The following is a 15,971-nucleotide window of genomic DNA, read 5'->3' on the forward strand; positions in this document are numbered from 1 at the left end:
ACAGGCCCTACGGGAGGTCGAGCCCGGCGGCGCGGAGCTTCTGCTGGATCAGGGCGGACAGCCGGGTCCAGCCGGGGCGTTCGTCCTCGCCGTGGTGGGTGAGGAGTCGGTGGCGGGTGTCGCCGTCCGCGCGGGTGCGGAGGGCGTCGAGAGTGGGCAGCAGGGAGGGGTCGGCGATGAAGTGGGCGGCGACCTGCTCGGCGAGCTGCTCGATCCTGGGGTCGTCCGCGGCCCACTTCCCGGCGCTCCAGGTCAGCTTGGTCATGGCGACGTGTCCGGGGTCGGCCAGGCCGTGCTCGATCTGGCCGAGGTATTCGTCGAAGCCTTCCGGCATCAGGGCCCGGACCAGGACCAGGGCCTCGTGCGCGGTCCTGACGTCGTCGGCGTCGAAGCCGAGGCCGGGCATCCGGTCGAGCAGGGCGCAGGCCCGCGGGGGGAGCAGGACCCGGTCCCCGGTGGCGAGTCGGCGCAGGGTGTCGCGGCGGGCGACCAGGTCGTCGATCCGGTCGGTGAGGCTCTGCTCGACGTCGGCCAGGGTGGCGGTGAAGGTCTCGGGGTCGGCGTCCAGGACGGGGCCGATCTCGGCGAGCGGTACGCCCGCCGCGGCCAGGGTCCGGACCTGGACCAGCCGGAGCAGTTCGCCGCTGCCGTAGCGGCGGTAGCCGGAGCGGTCCCGCTCGGGCTCCTCGACCAGGCCGTTCTTGTGGTAGTGCCGGATGGTCTTCACCGTGATGCCGACGAAGGCCGCGGCCTGGCCGATCGTCACTCCCGCTGTCATGGCATCAGTTGACCAGCGGTCAGCCGAGCTCGGCAATCTCCCGGACGGCGTCGGCGACGGCGCGGGCGTCCTTGCGGAGGATGCTGGTGTGCTTGCTGGGGACGGTGGCGCTGACCTTGACGTTGGGGTTGCGGGCCAGCACCGGGTCGAGGGTGGCGCGCATCGCGGCGAGGCCCTCGGCGGTGCCGCCGAGGCTGGCGCCGGTGGCGACGAGGTAGCGCATCGGGAAGGTGACGAGGTCGAAGACGGGGGCGCTGTCGGCGACGATCTCGTTGAGCTCGATGTTGATCTCGGCGTGGTCGGCGGCCGACATCCGGGCGGCCAGGCCGAACGGGCGGACCAGCGGCATGACCGGGGCGAACCGCCGGAACAGCTTGCGGATCTGCTCCTTGCCGGCCTCGCGGCCGCCCTCGACGGTGGCCAGGTAGTCCCAGGGGTAGCCGCCGTCGACCATGACGGCGCCGGCGGGCCGGTCGGGGTTGCGGGTGGACCAGTGGAGGGCGAGGGCCGCGCCGTAGGACCAGCCGACGATGATCGGGCGCTGGACGCCGGTGGCGTCGAGGACGGCGTCGATGTCGCGCAGGCAGGCCTCGAAGCTGTAGTCGGCGGACTTCGCCGACCTGCCGCGGGCCCGCTCGTCGAAGGTGATGTGCCGGTAGCCGTCGCCGAGTTCGGCGATGACGCCGCGCCAGTCCCGCTGGGTGCAGTAGGAGCCGTTGAGGTAGAGCACCGGCCGGCCGTCGCCGCCGGTGTCGGTGACCGCCAGGGCGGTGTCCTCCACCGGTAGCAGGCCGGTCCAGGCGGGGGTGGTCGGGTGCTGCCGCGCGTTCGCGTTCGTCTTCATGCCCTTCAGCGTGAGCCTTGACCTCGGGTCAACGTCAAGGCCGGTCGTCGAGCCGTTTCGGCCGAGCCGATTCAGCTGTTTCAGCTGTTTCGGCCGGCCTGCGGGGCGGTGGCGGCGGCGAGTTCGCGGACGGTGGCCGCGACGGCCGCGTGCTCCCGGCGGAGGATCTTGGAGTGGTTGGCGGGGACCTTGGCGGCGATCCGGATCTGCGGGTGGTGGGCGGCGAGTTCGGTGACGACGGCGCGCAGGCCCTCCATGGTCTTCTCGTCGGCGCCGAGGTTGCCGCCGGTGGCCAGCACGTAGCGGGTGGGGACGGCGATCCGGTCCAGCACGGGCAGCAGGGTGTCGGGGGCGGAGAGGTCGATCAGTTCGAGGTTGATCTCGGCGTGCTGCGGGGCGCTCATCCGGGCGGCCATGCCGAGGCGCCGGCACACCGGGAAGAGCGGGCTGAGGCGGCGGAAGAGGCCGCGGACCTTCGCCTTGGCCTCCTCGTCGAGCGGTTCGACGGGCATCGCGCCGTCCACCGGGACCACGCCGAGCACGCGCTCGGGGCGGCGGGCGGCGTAGTGCACGGCGATCATCGCGCCGTACGACCAGCCGACCAGGACCGCCCGCTGGACGCCGCGGGCGTCCAGAACGGCGTCGAGGTCGCGGACGGTCGCCTCGAAGGAGTAGTCGGAGGCGGTGGCGGACTTGCCGCGGGCGCGCTCGTCGTAGCTGATGTGGCGGTAGCCGTCGCCGAGGTCGGCGATCACCCGCCGCCAGTGCGACCGGTCGGCGTAGCTGCCGTTGAGGTAGACCACCACGGTGCCGGTGCCGCCGGTGTCGGTGACGGCCAGGGCGGTGTCGTCGACCCGCACCATGCCGCTCCAGGCGGGGACGGCGGCGGTGCGGGCGGTGGTGGAGGTGACGGTGGTGGCGGTGAGCTGCTGCATCGGTTCTGCTCCTTCTCCGGCGGCGGTCCGCGGTTCGGCCGCTGCTTTCTTGTGAGGGAAAAGCTACGTTGCGTTCAGCATGTTGGCAACGACGTCGTTGCGCAGAAATCGCATCACTGCAGGTGGAATGAGGGAATTCATTGCAACGACCCTGAAGGTAATGCAACGACCCGGCGGCCATTCGTTGCAATGGACTGTGGGTGAACGCTATTCTGCGGGCAGCGACCACGGATCCCGAAGGAGACCGCGATGCCGGGCGGCAGACTCACCCAGCAGGAACGCCAGCAGATCGCGCTGGGACTGGCCGACGACCTCGCCTACGCGGAGATCGCCCGGCGCCTGGACCGGCCGACCTCGACCGTGACGCGCGAGGTGATGCGCAACGGCGGCCCCACCGCCTACCGGGCCGACCTCGCCCACCGCGCCACCGGCCGGCGGGCCCAGCGCCGCGGCCAGCCCGCGGCCGGGACGCCGAACGCCGTCCCGCAGCCGCACGGCCGCGACGCCGAGGCGGTGAGCGCGTACGAGGAGGTGTTCACCATCGGCCTGATGCAGTCCGGCATGGGCCGGATGGCGTCCCGGGTGCTGGCCTGCCTCTACCTCACCGACGAGGGCAGCCTCACCGCCGCCGAACTCGTCGCGCGCCTCCAGGTCAGCCCGGCCACCGTCTCCAAGGCGATCTCCTTCCTGGAGAGCCAGGGCATGGTGACCCGGGAGCGGGACGAACGCCGTCGCGAGCGCTACTTCGTGGACGACGACATCTGGTACCGCTCGATGGTGGTCAGCGCCCAGGCCACCGCCCGGCTGGTGGACACCACCCGCCAGGGCGTCGGCGTCCTCGGCGCCGACACCCCGGCCGGCAACCGGCTGGAGAACATCGCGCGCTTCCTCGACTTCATCTCCGAGGCGATCGCCCGGGCCGCCGAGCACGGGCGCGAGGTCCTGCACGCCAAGCCGCTCGGCGGCGACCCCGAGAAGATGGAGAAGACGGCGGAGACGGACGACGCGGCGGGGTGATCCGGGCCACATCGGCGCCCGGATGTCACAACCCGCCCGGCTGTCCGGTCTCAAGGGGCAGCAGCGCACAACCGATCCGAGGAGCATCCGATGGAAGCCCGACTGAACGCCTTCGCCAGCCCGGTCCTGGGCAAGATCTACCAGCACCTGATCGCCGCCCACCAGCCGATCGCGGACTCGACCCTCCCGTACGCGACCCAGGAGTTGGTCCAACTGCGGGCCAGCCAGATCAACGGCTGCGGGTTCTGCGTCGACATGCACTTCAAGGACGCCGTGCACGCGGGGGAGGAGGCGACCCGGCTGAACCTGGTCGCGGCCTGGCGCGAGGCCACCGTCTTCACCGACGCCGAGCGGGCCGCCCTGGAGCTCGCGGAGCAGGGCAGCCGGCTGGCCGACGGCGGTGGGGTGACGGACGAGGCGTGGGCGGAGGCGGCGAAGCACTACGACGAGGAGCAACTGGCGGCGCTGGTCGGCACCATCGCGTTGATCAACGCGTTCAACCGGGCCAACGTCATGATCCGCCAGCCCGCCGGCTCCTACCGGCCGGGCCAGTTCGCCCGGCACTGACCGAGAATCCGCCCGGCACGGTCCGGGAGGAACCGCCGCGGAGGGCCGGGTGGATCCCGCCGCCCGGCCGGCCGCGGTCGTCACCGTCGGACGCCCCGTACGAAGCCCCCGTACGAAGCCCCCGTACGCACACCACCGAGCCCCACCCCCAAGGGTTTGTGGCGCAAAAACCGACCGTTAAGGTGTTAATCCAACATTCATCGATGCCGCGTAGCCTCCGGGGGCTAGCCTCATGCTGAACGCCAACGTCCGACCGGGAGGCGAAACCCCCGTGCAAGGCACTGTCACCACACCGGGCGGCCCCACTGTGGCCGGGGGCCAGGGCGAGGCGTTCCTCCTCGTCGTGGACGACGAGCCGAACATCCGCGAACTGCTCGCCGCCTCGCTGCGGTTCTCCGGTTTCCGGGTCGCCTCCGCCGCGAGCGGGACGGAGGCGCTGGAGCTGATCGCCGCCGAGCGGCCGGACCTGGTGGTCCTCGACGTGATGCTGCCCGACCTCGACGGCTTCACCGTCGTCGAGAAGCTGCGCGAGCGCACCAGCCGGGGCCAGATCGCCGGGCCCGCGCACGGGCACCCGGGCGACCACCTGCCGGTGCTGTTCCTCACCGCCAAGGACGGCGTCGGCGACAAGGTGCAGGGCCTGGCCGCGGGCGCGGACGACTACGTCACCAAGCCGTTCAGCCTGGAGGAGCTGATCGCCCGGATCCGGGCGATCCTGCGCCGGGCCGGCGGCCCCGCCGAGGACGGCCGACTGGTCGTGGCCGACCTCACCCTCGACCCGGTCGCCCACGAGGTGACCCGGGCCGGCACCCCGGTCGCGCTCTCCCCGACCGAGTTCAAGCTGCTGCACTACCTGCTGGCCAACGTCGGCCGGGTGGTGTCCAAGGCGCAGATCCTGGACCACGTCTGGGCCTACGACTTCGGCGGCGACCTCTCCATCGTCGAGTCCTACATCTCCTACCTGCGCCGCAAGCTGGACTCCGGCCCGGCGCACGGCCCCAAGCTGATCCACACCGTGCGCGGCATCGGCTACGCGCTGCGCCGCCCGCCGCAGGGCTGACCGGTCCGGCCCGTGTTCACCCGCTTCACCTCCCAACTGTCGCTGCGCGCCCGGCTGCTGATCCTCGCGCTGGTCCTGGTGACCACCGGGCTGGTGGTCAGCGACACCTTCGTGCTGGGGGCGGTCCGGACCCAGCTGGTGGACCAGCTGGACGAGCAACTCCAGCGCTACGGCGTGCCGTTGTCGCGCAAGGCGCCGACCCAGCTGTCCGTGCCGGGGAGCGGGAAGCCGGTCCTCTCCGGACGCCGGATCAGCCTGCCCAGCCAGTACCTGGTGCAGTGGCTGTCCTCGGACGGCAAGGTCCAGGGGTCCCTGCGCCAGCCCGTCTCGGACAGCGACCCGGCGCCCCAACTGGCCGGGCTGGACCCGACCCAGACCGCCCCCGACACCCCCTTCGACCTGCCCGACCAGCGCGGCCACCACAGCTGGCGGGTGCTGGTGCTGCCGATCCAGGCGCCCCGCACGGCGACCCCCGGCACCACCGCGTACGCCGCGCCCGCCACCACCCCGACCTATGTGATGGTGGCCGTCTCCCGCGAGGACATCGACGCCACCACCCGCCGGCTGAGCAACTCCTTCCTGGCGATCGGCGGCGGCGTGCTGCTGCTGATCACCGCGCTCGGCTTCTTCGCCGTCCGGGCCGGACTGCGGCCGCTGCGGCGGATCGAGGCCGGCGCCGCCCGGATCGCCGCCGGCGAACTGTCGCACCGGATGCCGGAACTCTCCCCGGGCACCGAGGTCGGCCGGCTGTCCATCGCGCTCAACGGCATGCTCACCCAGATCGAGGCCGCGTTCGCCGCCCGCGCCGAGTCCGAGGCCCGGATGCGGCGCTTCGTCGCGGACGCCTCGCACGAGCTGCGCACCCCGCTGGCCGGCATCCGCGGCTTCGCCGAGCTGTACCGGATGGGCGCGCTGCCCACCGAGTCGGACGTCACCCGGACCATGGCCCGGATCGAGAGCGAGGCGGTCCGGATGGGCACGCTGGTCGAGGACCTGCTGGTGCTCGCCCGGCTGGACGAGGAACGCCCGCTCGACCTCGCCCCGATGGACCTGCGCACCCTCGCCGCGGACGCCCTGCACGACCTCACCGCCCTGGACCCGAGCCGCCCGGTCGCCCTCACCGGCCCGGCCGGCACCGGCGCGCCCGGTGCGGCGCCGGTCCTCGGCGACGAGGCCCGGCTGCGGCAGGTGGTCACCAACCTGGTCGGCAACGCCGTCAAGCACACCCCGGCCGGCACCCCGGTGCGGATCGGGGTCGGCGCCGGGGACGACGGGGTCTGCCTGCTGGAGGTCGCCGACACCGGGCCGGGCCTCACCGAGGAGCAGGCCCAGCGCGTCTTCGACCGCTTCTACCGGGTCGACGCCTCCCGCAGCCGCGACAACGGCGGCGGAGGCGGCCTCGGCCTCGCCATCGCCACCGCCCTCACCCGCGCCCACGGCGGCACCCTCACCCTGGACACCGCCCCCGGCGTCGGCGCCACCTTCCGGGTCGAACTCCCGCGCCAGCGCTGACCTTTTCCCGTCTGAAACACCTCGATCGGGTGAACCGGACCTCGTTCACCCGATCGGCCCTCCGGTCGTGTGCGACCGTACGGCCATTGCTTGTGCGACCTCGCACGGGCTGATCACACTGGACGGGAAAGAGGTGTCTCGTGAGCGTGCTCGTCGTCGAGGAGACCGTCGTGAACCTGGACCAGCAACTGTGGCAGGCATGGAAGTCCATGGATGTGCCCGAGGGCTTCCGTGCGGAGATCATCGAGGGGCCGATCACGTTGTCACCCACCGGAAACATCCGCCATGCCCGCATCAATAGGCGGTTGCTCGTGGCCCTGGTCGGCCACCTGGAAGGTTCCGGGTGGGCGCCGGGAGCCGATTGCAATGTCATCGACGGGCTCAAGGTGTTCATCCCGGACGTGTATGTGACACCCGAGGACGACGAGGAGATCGAGCACCCCGACGCTCTGGGTCTGCTCGCCTCCGGGATCCCCCTGGTCGTCGAGACCGTCTCGCCCGGTGCCGAAGCCCGTGAGCGCGACCATGTCCGCAAGCACCGCGCCTACGCCGCCGCCGGTATCCCGGTGTACGTGATCATCGACGACTACGACGACGGCGGCGCCGTCACTGTCCTCACCGGCCCGGACCGGGCGCGCGGCGCCTACGCCTCGTCGACCCGGACCCCGTACGGCAAGGAGGCCGTGATCCCGGAGGGCCCCGCCAAGGGTTTCGTGATCGGCCCCGACATCACCGGGGAGCCCCGCGGCTGAACGCCGCCCCGCACGCCCGCCGGTCGGGCCGTCTAGCACGCCCCGCTCGCCGTCGCGAGCGGGGCGCGGTGCTGTCAAGCGCCGGTTCGGCCAGGATCCGGGGCCCGCCCGCCCCGGTCCGATCGTTGTCGGCCGCGGTCGTGGCCCGCAGACTGTGCGCACCGTCACGCCCCGCCACGCCGCGTCAACCCCACCCCACCTGCGGTTCCCCCGTAAGGATGGTGGATACTGTGCTTGTGAACGTGTTCACGTTCACAAGCGGACAAGCTTGCGCGGTTGTGCAACGGTCTACGGCTATAGATGAAGTTTGTCCCGAAAACGCCCTGAGGAAGGGCTGGTTGGAGAGAGGGCGACGTGGAACTGGCAATCGCTCACGAGACCATCGCGCGATGGCAATTCGGAGTCACCACCGTCTACCACTTCCTCTTCGTACCGCTCACCATCAGCCTGGCCGCGATCGTGGCCGGGCTGGAGACCGCCTGGGTGCGTACGAACAAGGAGAAGTACTTCCACGCGACCAAGTTCTGGGGAAAGCTCTTCCTCATCAACATCGCGATGGGCGTCGTCACCGGCATCGTGCAGGAGTTCCAGTTCGGCATGAACTGGTCCGACTACTCCCGCTTCGTCGGCGACGTGTTCGGTGCCCCGCTCGCGATGGAGGCGCTGATCGCCTTCTTCTTCGAGTCCACCTTCATCGGCCTGTGGATCTTCGGCTGGGACAAGCTGCCGAAGAAGATCCACTGCGCCTGCATGTGGATGGTCTCGCTGGGCACCGTGCTCTCCGCCTACTTCATCCTGGCCGCCAACTCCTGGATGCAGCACCCGGTCGGCTACGCGATCGACCCCGCCACCGGCAAGGCGCAGCTCACCGACATCACCAAGGTGCTGTTCCAGAACACCACCCTCACCGTCGTCTTCCACACCCTGACCGCCGCCTTCCTCACCGGCGCCGCCTTCATGGTCGGCATCGCCTCCTTCCACCTCTGGAAGGCCAAGCGCAAGCCTGAGACCGCCGACCCCAAGAAGACCGCCGTGATGCGCACCTCGCTGCGCCTCGGCCTGGTGCTCGCCGTGGTCTTCGGCGCCGGCACCGCGCTCAGCGGCGACACCCTCGGCAAGGTCATGTTCGAGCAGCAGCCGATGAAGATGGCCGCCGCCGAAGCGCTGTGGGACACCCAGTCACCCGCACCGTTCTCGATCTTCGCGGTCGGCGACGTCAGCAAGGGCCACAACTCGGTCGAGTTGGAGATCCCCGGGATACTCTCCTTCCTCGCCCACAGCGACTTCAGCTCCTCCGTCCCCGGCATCAACGACACCGCGGCCGCCGAGGCCGCCGCGCACGGCGGCGACCCCAAGGACTACATCCCGAGCGTCTTCGTGACCTACTGGGGCTTCCGCTTCATGATCGGCTTCGGGATGACCTCCTTCGTCGCCGCCCTGATCGGCCTCTGGACCACCCGCCGGAAGTTCCTGCTGCACCCGGACTTCCGCACCGGCGAGACCGAGGTGCCCCGGCTGATGCTCACCCCGAAGCGGGAGATGGGGCCGCTGCTCACCAAGTGGAGCTGGCGGATCGGCATCCTGACCATGGGCTTCCCGCTGATCGCCAACAGCTTCGGCTGGATCTTCACCGAGATGGGCCGTCAACCCTGGGCCGTCTTCGGCCTGATGACCACCGCCAGCGCCGTCTCCCCGAACGTCGGCATCGGCACCCAGATCGGCGCCCTGGCCACCTTCACCACGCTGTACGCGATCCTCGCCGTGGTCGAGGTCCGACTGCTGGTCAAGTACGCCAAGGCCGGCCCGGTGGTGACCGAGCAACCCCCGGCCAAGGACCCGACGCTGCGCGGCCCGTCCTCGGACGAGGACGCCGACAAGCCGCTCGCCTTCGCGTACTGACGTACCGACCCACGGAAAGGAGACCAAGGGTCATGCAACTCCACGACGTCTGGTTCGTACTGATCGCGGTCCTGTGGATCGGCTACTTCTTCCTGGAGGGCTTCGACTTCGGGATCGGCATCCTCACCAAGCCGCTCGCCCGCAACACCGCCGAACGCCGGGTGCTGATCAACACCATCGGCCCGGTCTGGGACGGCAACGAGGTCTGGCTGCTCACCGCCGGCGGCGCCACCTTCGCGGCCTTCCCGGACTGGTACGCGACCCTGTTCAGCGGCTTCTACATCCCGCTGCTGGTCATCCTGGTCTGCCTGATCGTCCGCGGCGTGGCCTTCGAGTACCGGGCCAAGCGCGACGGCGCCCGCTGGCAGCGGAACTGGGAGGAGGCCATCTTCTGGACCTCCCTGCTCCCGGCCTTCCTGTGGGGCGTGGCCTTCGCCAACATCGTCCGCGGCGTGGACATCGACGCGCAGAAGAACTACGTCGGCGGCCTCGCCGACCTGCTCAACCCGTACGCGCTGCTCGGCGGCCTGGTGACGCTCGCCCTGTTCACCTTCCACGGCGCGGTGTTCGCGGCGCTCAAGACGGTCGGCGAGATCCGCGAACGGGCCCGCCGGGCCGCCCTGCTGGCCGGCCTGGCCACCGCGGTGCTCGCCCTGGCCTTCCTGATCTGGACCCAGGCCGACAGCGGCAACGGCCGCAGCCTGGTCGCCATGGTGATCGCCGTACTGGCCCTGCTCGGGGCCCTGGCGGCGAACCAACTGGGCCGCGAGGGATGGGCGTTCGTGCTCTCCGGGGCGACCATCGTGGCCGCGGTCGCGATGCTCTTCCTGGCGCTCTTCCCGAACGTCATGCCCTCCACGCTCAACCCGGACTGGAGCCTGACCGTCGGCAACGCGGCCTCCTCGCCGTACACCCTCAAGCTGATGACCATCGTGGCCGCCGTGTTCACCCCGCTGGTGCTGCTCTACCAGGGCTGGACCTACTGGGTGTTCCGCAAGCGGATCGGGGTGCAGCACATCCCGGGCGCCCACCAGCCGGCCGCCCCCGCCAGCCCGTCCGCCCCGTCCGCTCCGTCCGAACAGGCCTGACGCCGTGAAGCCGGTCGACCCCCGACTCCTCGGGTACGCCCGAACCACCCGTGCCTTCCTCGCCGGATCCGTGCTCCTCGGCGGGGCGGGCGCGGCCCTGGTGGTCGCCCAGGCGAGCCTGCTCGCCGAGATCGTGGTCCGCGCCTTCCAGCGCGGGGCCGGCCTCGGCGAACTCACCACCCCGCTGGTGCTGCTCGCCCTGACCGCGGTCGGCCGAGGGCTGGTCGGCTGGCTCACCGAACTCACCGCGCACCGGTCCGTCGCCCGGGTGAAGTCCACCCTGCGGCGCCGGCTGCTCGACCACGCCACCGCGCTCGGCCCGTCCTACCTGGCGGGCCGGCGCACCGGCGAACTGACCACCCTCGCCACCCGGGGCGTCGACGCCCTCGACGACTACTTCGCCCGCTACCTGCCCCAGTTGGCGCTCGCCGTGGTCGTCCCGGTGATCGTGCTGCTGCGGATCGTCGGCGCCGACTTCACCTCCGCCGCGATCATCGCCGGGACGCTGCCGCTGATCCCGCTGTTCATGGCGCTGATCGGGATGGCCACCCAGTCCCGGATGGACCGTCAGTGGAGCACCCTGGCCCGGCTCTCCCACCACTTCCTCGACGTGGTCGCCGGCCTGCCCACCCTCAAGGTGTTCAACCGGGCCCGCGCCCAGGCCGCCACCATCGCCCGGATCACCGCCGACTACCGCCGGGCCACCCTGCGCACCCTGCGGATCGCCTTCATCTCCTCCTTCGCGCTGGAACTGCTCTCCACCCTCTCCGTGGCCCTGGTCGCGGTCACCATCGGCTTCCGGCTGGTGGACGGCAGCCTCGACCTGGAGACGGGTCTGCTGATCCTGATCCTCGCCCCCGAGGTGTACTTCCCGATCCGCCAGGTCGGCGCGCTCTACCACTCCAGCGTCGAGGGCCTCACCGCCGCCGACGAGATCTTCCAGGTGTTGGAGACCCCGCTGCCCGCCGCCGGCACCGTGCCCGCGCCGGCGCTCGCCGGGGCCGTGATCACCGTCGAGGCGCTGACCGTACGGCACCCCGGGCGCGCCCTGCCCGCCCTGGACGGCGCCGCACTGACCCTGCCGCCCGGCTCCAGCACCGCCCTCACCGGCCCGAGCGGGGCCGGCAAGTCCACCCTGCTGGCCGTCCTGCTCGGCCTCACCGCCCCCGCGGCCGGCACCGTCCGGATCACCGCCGCCGACGGCCGCGGGTACGACCTCGCCGACCTGGAGCCCGGGAGCTGGCGCCGGCAGATCGCCTGGGTGCCCCAGCACCCGCACCTGTTCGCCGGGACGGTCGCCGACAACCTGCGGCTCTACCGGCCGGAGGCCTCCGAGCAGCAGCTCTGGACGGCGCTGACGTCCGCCCACGCGCTCGACTTCGTCACCGACCTGGACGCCCCGCTCGGCGAGGACGGCGCCGGGCTCTCGGCCGGGCAGCGCCAGCGCCTCGCGCTCGCCCGGGTGCTGCTCGCCGACGACCGGCCCCTGGTGCTGCTGGACGAACCCACCGCCAACCTGGACGGCGCCTCCGAGGCGGCCGTCGTGGACGCCGTCCGCACCCTCGCCGAGGACCCGGCGCGCACCGTGCTGGTGGTCGCCCACCGGCCCGCCCTGCTCGCGGTCGCCGAGCAGCGGGTCCGGCTGGCGGGGCCCGCCGCCGTCGACGCCCCGGAGACGGTCGCCCCGCTCGCCCACAGCGGGCGGCCGACGCCGGAGCCGTCGGCGGGGCCGGGTTCGGGCTCGGCGTCGGGAGCGGCGTCGGGAGCGGGGGAGCCGGAGGAGCCCGGGAGCGAGTCCGGGAGCGAGCCCGTCGCGCCGCGGCTGGCGCTGTCCGTCCTGCTCGGGGCGCTCGCCCTCGGCAGTGCCGTCGCCCTGATGGCCACCTCCGGCTACCTGATCTCCCGGGCCTCCCAGATGCCCCCGGTGCTCTACTTGATGATGGCCGTCACCGCCGTCCGGGCCTTCGGCATCGGCCGCAGCGTCTTCCGCTACGCCGAACGGCTGGTCTCCCACGACGCGGTGCTGCGCACCCTCGGCACCCTGCGGGCCGCCGTGTACCGCCGGCTGACCGCGCTCGCCCCGGCCGGACTGCCCGCCTTCCGGCGCGGCGACCTGCTCTCCCGGCTGGTCGCCGACGTCGACGCGATCCAGGACCACTACCTGCGCTGGCGGCTGCCCGCCGCCGTCGCGGCCGTGGTCGGGCTGGCCTCGACCGTCGCGATGGGCGCCTTCCTGCCCTCCGCCGGGCTGGTGCTCGGCCTCGGACTGCTGCTCGCCGGGGTGCTGGTGCCCGCGCTCACCGCCCGCTGGTCGGCCGGCGCCGAGCGGCGCCAGGCCCCCGCCCGCGGGCGCCTGGCCACCACGGTGGTGGACGCCTTCACCGGCACCGCCGAGCTCACCGTGGCCGGCGCGCTGCCCGGCCGACTGGCCGCTGTCCGGCGCGCCGACGCCGCGCTGACCGGGCTCGCCGCCCGTTCCGCCGCCACCACCGCGCTCGGCACCGGGCTGATCACGCTGCTCACCGGGCTGACGGTGGTCGGCGCGGCCGCCGTCGGTGTCCAGGGGGTGCGCGGCGGCGCGCTCGCGCCGGTCTGCCTGGCCGTCGTGGTGCTGACCCCGCTGGCCGCCTTCGAGGCCGTCACCGGGCTGCCGCTCGCCGTCCAGGCCCGCCAGCGCAGCCGCGCCGCCCGGGCCCGGCTGGACGAGGTGCTGACCGCGCCGGTGCCCGTCGAGGAGCCCGCGCAGCCGGTCGCGCTGCCTGAGCAGCCGCTGCCGGTCGCGGTGCGCGGGCTGACCGTCCGGCACCCCGGGCAGGCCGTGGACGCGCTGGTCGGGGTCGACCTGGACCTCGTCCCCGGTCGCCGGATCGCCGTGGTCGGCCCCTCCGGCTCCGGCAAGACCACCCTCGCCCAGGCGCTGCTGCGCTTCCTGGAGCCCGGCGCCGGCTCCGTCACCCTGGCCGCCGGAAGCCCCGAGGCGGTGGACAGCCGGGCGCTCGCGGGCGAGTCGGTCCGCCGGGTGATCGGCCTCTGCGCCCAGGACGCCCACGTCTTCGACAGCTCGCTGCGGGAGAACCTGCGGCTGGCCCGGCCGGGCGCCGACGAGGAGGAGCTGCGCGCCGCGCTCGCCGCCGCCCGCCTGCTGGACTGGACGGACACCCTGCCCGAGGGCCTGGACACCATGGTCGGCGAGCACGGCGCCCGGCTCTCCGGCGGCCAGCGCCAGCGCCTCGCGCTCGCCCGGGCGCTGCTCGCCGACTTCCCGGTGCTGGTCCTGGACGAGCCCGCGGAGCACCTCGACCTGCCCACCGCCGACGCGCTCACCGCCGACCTGCTGGCCGCCACCGCGGGCCGCAGCACGGTGCTGATCACCCACCGGCTGGCCGGGCTGGACGACGACACGGTGGACGAGGTGCTGGTGCTGGAGGGCGGCCGGGTGGTCGAGCGCGGCCGTTGGTCCGTGCTGCTGGCCGACCCGGACGGGCGGCTGCACACGATGTGGCGGCGGGAGCGGGAGGCGGACGGGCTGGCGGACGGGCTGCTGGAGGCGGAGGCGCGCTGACCGTGGCCGACTGCCGCGTCCGGTTGCCGCAGCCGACTGCCGCGGTCGGTTGCCGGAGCCGGTTGCCGCAGTCGGCCGCCGGAGCCGCTCCGACGGCGGCGTCTTTCCGTCGGCTGAAAACCGTACAAACGTAGGCTTTCTCCATGGACCCCACGCCAGACCTCCCCGAGGCCGCCCCCGAGCCGACACCCCACCGGGTGCCCGAGATCGCCTCGCTCGGGCTGGACACCCTGGTCACCGAGGTCGCGGAACGCCTGCAGTCCGCCGCCGCGGTCACCGACCGGATGCAGCGGCTGCTGGAGGCGGTGGTCTCCATCGGGGCCGGGCTCGACCTGCACGCCACCCTGCACCGGATCGCCACCGGCGCCGCCGAACTCGTCGACGCCCGGTACGCCGCCCTCGGTGTGATCGCCCCCGGCGGGCACGGCCTGGCCGACTTCATCCACGTCGGCATCGACGACGGGAACGCCGCCGAGATCGGCGAACTGCCCGCCGGCCGCGGCATCCTGGGCGCCCTCATCGACCGCCCCGAACCGCTGCGGCTGACCGACCTGCGCGCAGACCCGCGCTCCAGCGGCTTCCCGCCGCACCACCCGTGCATGAAGACCTTCCTCGGCGTCCCGATCCGGGTCCGGGAGGAGGTCTTCGGCAACCTCTACCTCACCGAGAAGAAGGGCGGCGGCGCCTTCACCCCCGAGGACGAGCAGGTGGTGCACGCGCTCGCCGCGGCCGCCGGCGTCGCGATCGAGAACTCCCGGCTGTACGAGGAGGGCCGCCGCCGGGAACGCTGGATCGCCGGCGCCGCCGCCGTCACCACCGCCCTGCTCTCCACCGAGCAGGCCGAGGGAGCGCTGACCGTCGCCGCCGAGCAGGTCCGGGAGCTGGCGGGCGCGGCGCTCGGGATGATCCTGCTGCCCACCGGCCCGGTGGGGGACGGGGACTGCCAGATGCGGGTCGCGCACGCCTCCGGCGAGGCCGCCGAGTTCGTCCGCGGCGAGCTGCTGCCCAAGGAGAGCTTCGCCGCCGAGCTGCTGCAGGGGGACAGCGTCCACCTGGACGACATGTCCGGCGACCCCACCGTGGTGCTGCGGCTCGCCCGCAGCTTCGGCCCCTCCATGGCCGTCCCGATGGTCGCGGCCGGCCGGGTGCTGGGCGGGCTCTGCGTCTGGCGCTCGCGCGGCGCACTGCCGTTCACCGACTCCGAGAAGCAGCTCGCCGAGACCTTCGCCTCCCAGGCCGCCCTCGCCCTGCGGCTCGCCGAGGGCCAGCGCGACCAGCAGCGGCTGGCCGTCTTCCAGGACCGCGACCGGATCGCCCGCGACCTCCACGACCTGGTGATCCAACGGCTGTTCGCCACCGGGATGATGCTGGAGAGCGCGGCCCGCCGGTCCGTCGTCCCCGAGGTGAAGGTCGGCATCGGCAACGCGGTGGACGAACTGGACGCCACCATCCAGGAGGTCCGCACCACCATCTACGCCCTCCAGCACGACAACCACGGCGACGCCCCCGACACCCTGCGCACCCGGGTGCTGCGCGAGGCCAGCCAGGCCGCCGCCGCGCTCGGCTTCAAGCCGTCGGTGAGCTTCGTCGGACCGGTGGAGAGCCTGGTCGGCGAGAACACCGGCCGCCAACTCCTCGCCGCGCTGCGGGAGATGCTCTCCAACACGGCCCGGCACGCCCGGGCCTCCCGGGTCGGCGTGGAGATCGACGCCACCGTCCACCTCGGCGACGACGGCCGCCCGGTCGGCGGCGACCCGGAGTCCCTGGACCGCGCCGGACGGCCCGGGGTGCTGCTCACCGTCACCGACGACGGCGTCGGCATCCCGCAGGGCGGCCGGCGCAGCGGACTGCTCAACCTCACCCGGCGGGCGGAGGCGCTCGGCGGGGCCGCCTGGCACGAGCGCGGTCCGTACCGGAAGGGCGCCATGGTGCGCTGGACGGCCCGGCTCTGAGGGCC

At 72.8% G+C, this 15,971-nt stretch carries 12 protein-coding genes; 9 read left to right on the top strand and 3 right to left on the bottom strand.

Going from position 1 to position 15,971, the window contains the following annotated elements:
• Window positions 1-7: 7 nt before the first annotated feature.
• The 3 genes from ACIP4P_RS32135 to ACIP4P_RS32145 form a co-directional block, all read right to left on the bottom strand.
• Window positions 8-778: a MerR family transcriptional regulator gene (locus tag ACIP4P_RS32135; protein ID WP_400924497.1), complete on the bottom strand. Its 771-nt coding sequence runs from the start codon at window positions 776-778 to the stop codon at window positions 8-10.
• A gap of 19 nt (window positions 779-797) precedes the next feature.
• Window positions 798-1,622: an alpha/beta fold hydrolase gene (locus ACIP4P_RS32140; RefSeq protein WP_400924499.1), complete on the bottom strand. Its 825-nt coding sequence runs from the start codon at window positions 1,620-1,622 to the stop codon at window positions 798-800.
• Window positions 1,623-1,702: 80 nt separating this feature from the next.
• Window positions 1,703-2,557 (bottom strand): alpha/beta fold hydrolase, encoded by an 855-nt coding sequence (locus tag ACIP4P_RS32145; RefSeq protein ID WP_400924501.1) that lies wholly within the window; start codon window positions 2,555-2,557, stop codon window positions 1,703-1,705.
• Window positions 2,558-2,806: 249 nt separating this feature from the next.
• Between ACIP4P_RS32145 and ACIP4P_RS32150 the strand changes: the two genes are divergently transcribed.
• From ACIP4P_RS32150 to ACIP4P_RS32190, 9 genes are all read left to right on the top strand, one after another.
• A complete protein-coding gene (locus tag ACIP4P_RS32150) occupies window positions 2,807-3,574 on the top strand; it encodes a helix-turn-helix domain-containing protein (protein ID WP_400924503.1) in 768 nt (255 codons plus the stop codon).
• A 90-nt stretch (window positions 3,575-3,664) separates the two neighbouring features.
• Window positions 3,665-4,141, top strand: coding sequence for a carboxymuconolactone decarboxylase family protein (locus tag ACIP4P_RS32155; protein WP_400924505.1), 477 nt, complete (start codon window positions 3,665-3,667; stop codon window positions 4,139-4,141).
• Between the two features lie 271 nt (window positions 4,142-4,412).
• Window positions 4,413-5,201, top strand: a complete 789-nt coding sequence (locus tag ACIP4P_RS32160) for a response regulator transcription factor (RefSeq protein ID WP_400924507.1) — start codon at window positions 4,413-4,415, stop codon at window positions 5,199-5,201.
• A 12-nt stretch (window positions 5,202-5,213) separates the two neighbouring features.
• Window positions 5,214-6,713, top strand: a complete 1,500-nt coding sequence (locus tag ACIP4P_RS32165; RefSeq protein WP_400924509.1) for a sensor histidine kinase — start codon at window positions 5,214-5,216, stop codon at window positions 6,711-6,713.
• Between the two features lie 140 nt (window positions 6,714-6,853).
• A complete protein-coding gene (locus ACIP4P_RS32170) occupies window positions 6,854-7,465 on the top strand; it encodes a Uma2 family endonuclease (RefSeq protein ID WP_400924511.1) in 612 nt (203 codons plus the stop codon).
• A gap of 354 nt (window positions 7,466-7,819) precedes the next feature.
• Window positions 7,820-9,364: a cytochrome ubiquinol oxidase subunit I gene (locus ACIP4P_RS32175; RefSeq protein ID WP_350517759.1), complete on the top strand. Its 1,545-nt coding sequence runs from the start codon at window positions 7,820-7,822 to the stop codon at window positions 9,362-9,364.
• 32 nt (window positions 9,365-9,396) lie between these two features.
• A complete protein-coding gene (gene cydB / locus ACIP4P_RS32180; protein WP_400924513.1) occupies window positions 9,397-10,452 on the top strand; it encodes a cytochrome d ubiquinol oxidase subunit II in 1,056 nt (351 codons plus the stop codon).
• A 4-nt stretch (window positions 10,453-10,456) separates the two neighbouring features.
• The gene (gene cydD, locus ACIP4P_RS32185) at window positions 10,457-14,014 is read left to right on the top strand and encodes a thiol reductant ABC exporter subunit CydD (protein ID WP_400924515.1); all 3,558 of its coding nucleotides are present in this window, start codon (window positions 10,457-10,459) and stop codon (window positions 14,012-14,014) included.
• Between the two features lie 143 nt (window positions 14,015-14,157).
• Window positions 14,158-15,966 (top strand): GAF domain-containing sensor histidine kinase, encoded by a 1,809-nt coding sequence (locus ACIP4P_RS32190; RefSeq protein WP_400924517.1) that lies wholly within the window; start codon window positions 14,158-14,160, stop codon window positions 15,964-15,966.
• Window positions 15,967-15,971: the final 5 nt, after the last annotated feature.

The organism is Kitasatospora sp. NPDC089509, assembly GCF_044749365.1.
GTDB lineage: Bacteria > Actinomycetota > Actinomycetes > Streptomycetales > Streptomycetaceae > Kitasatospora.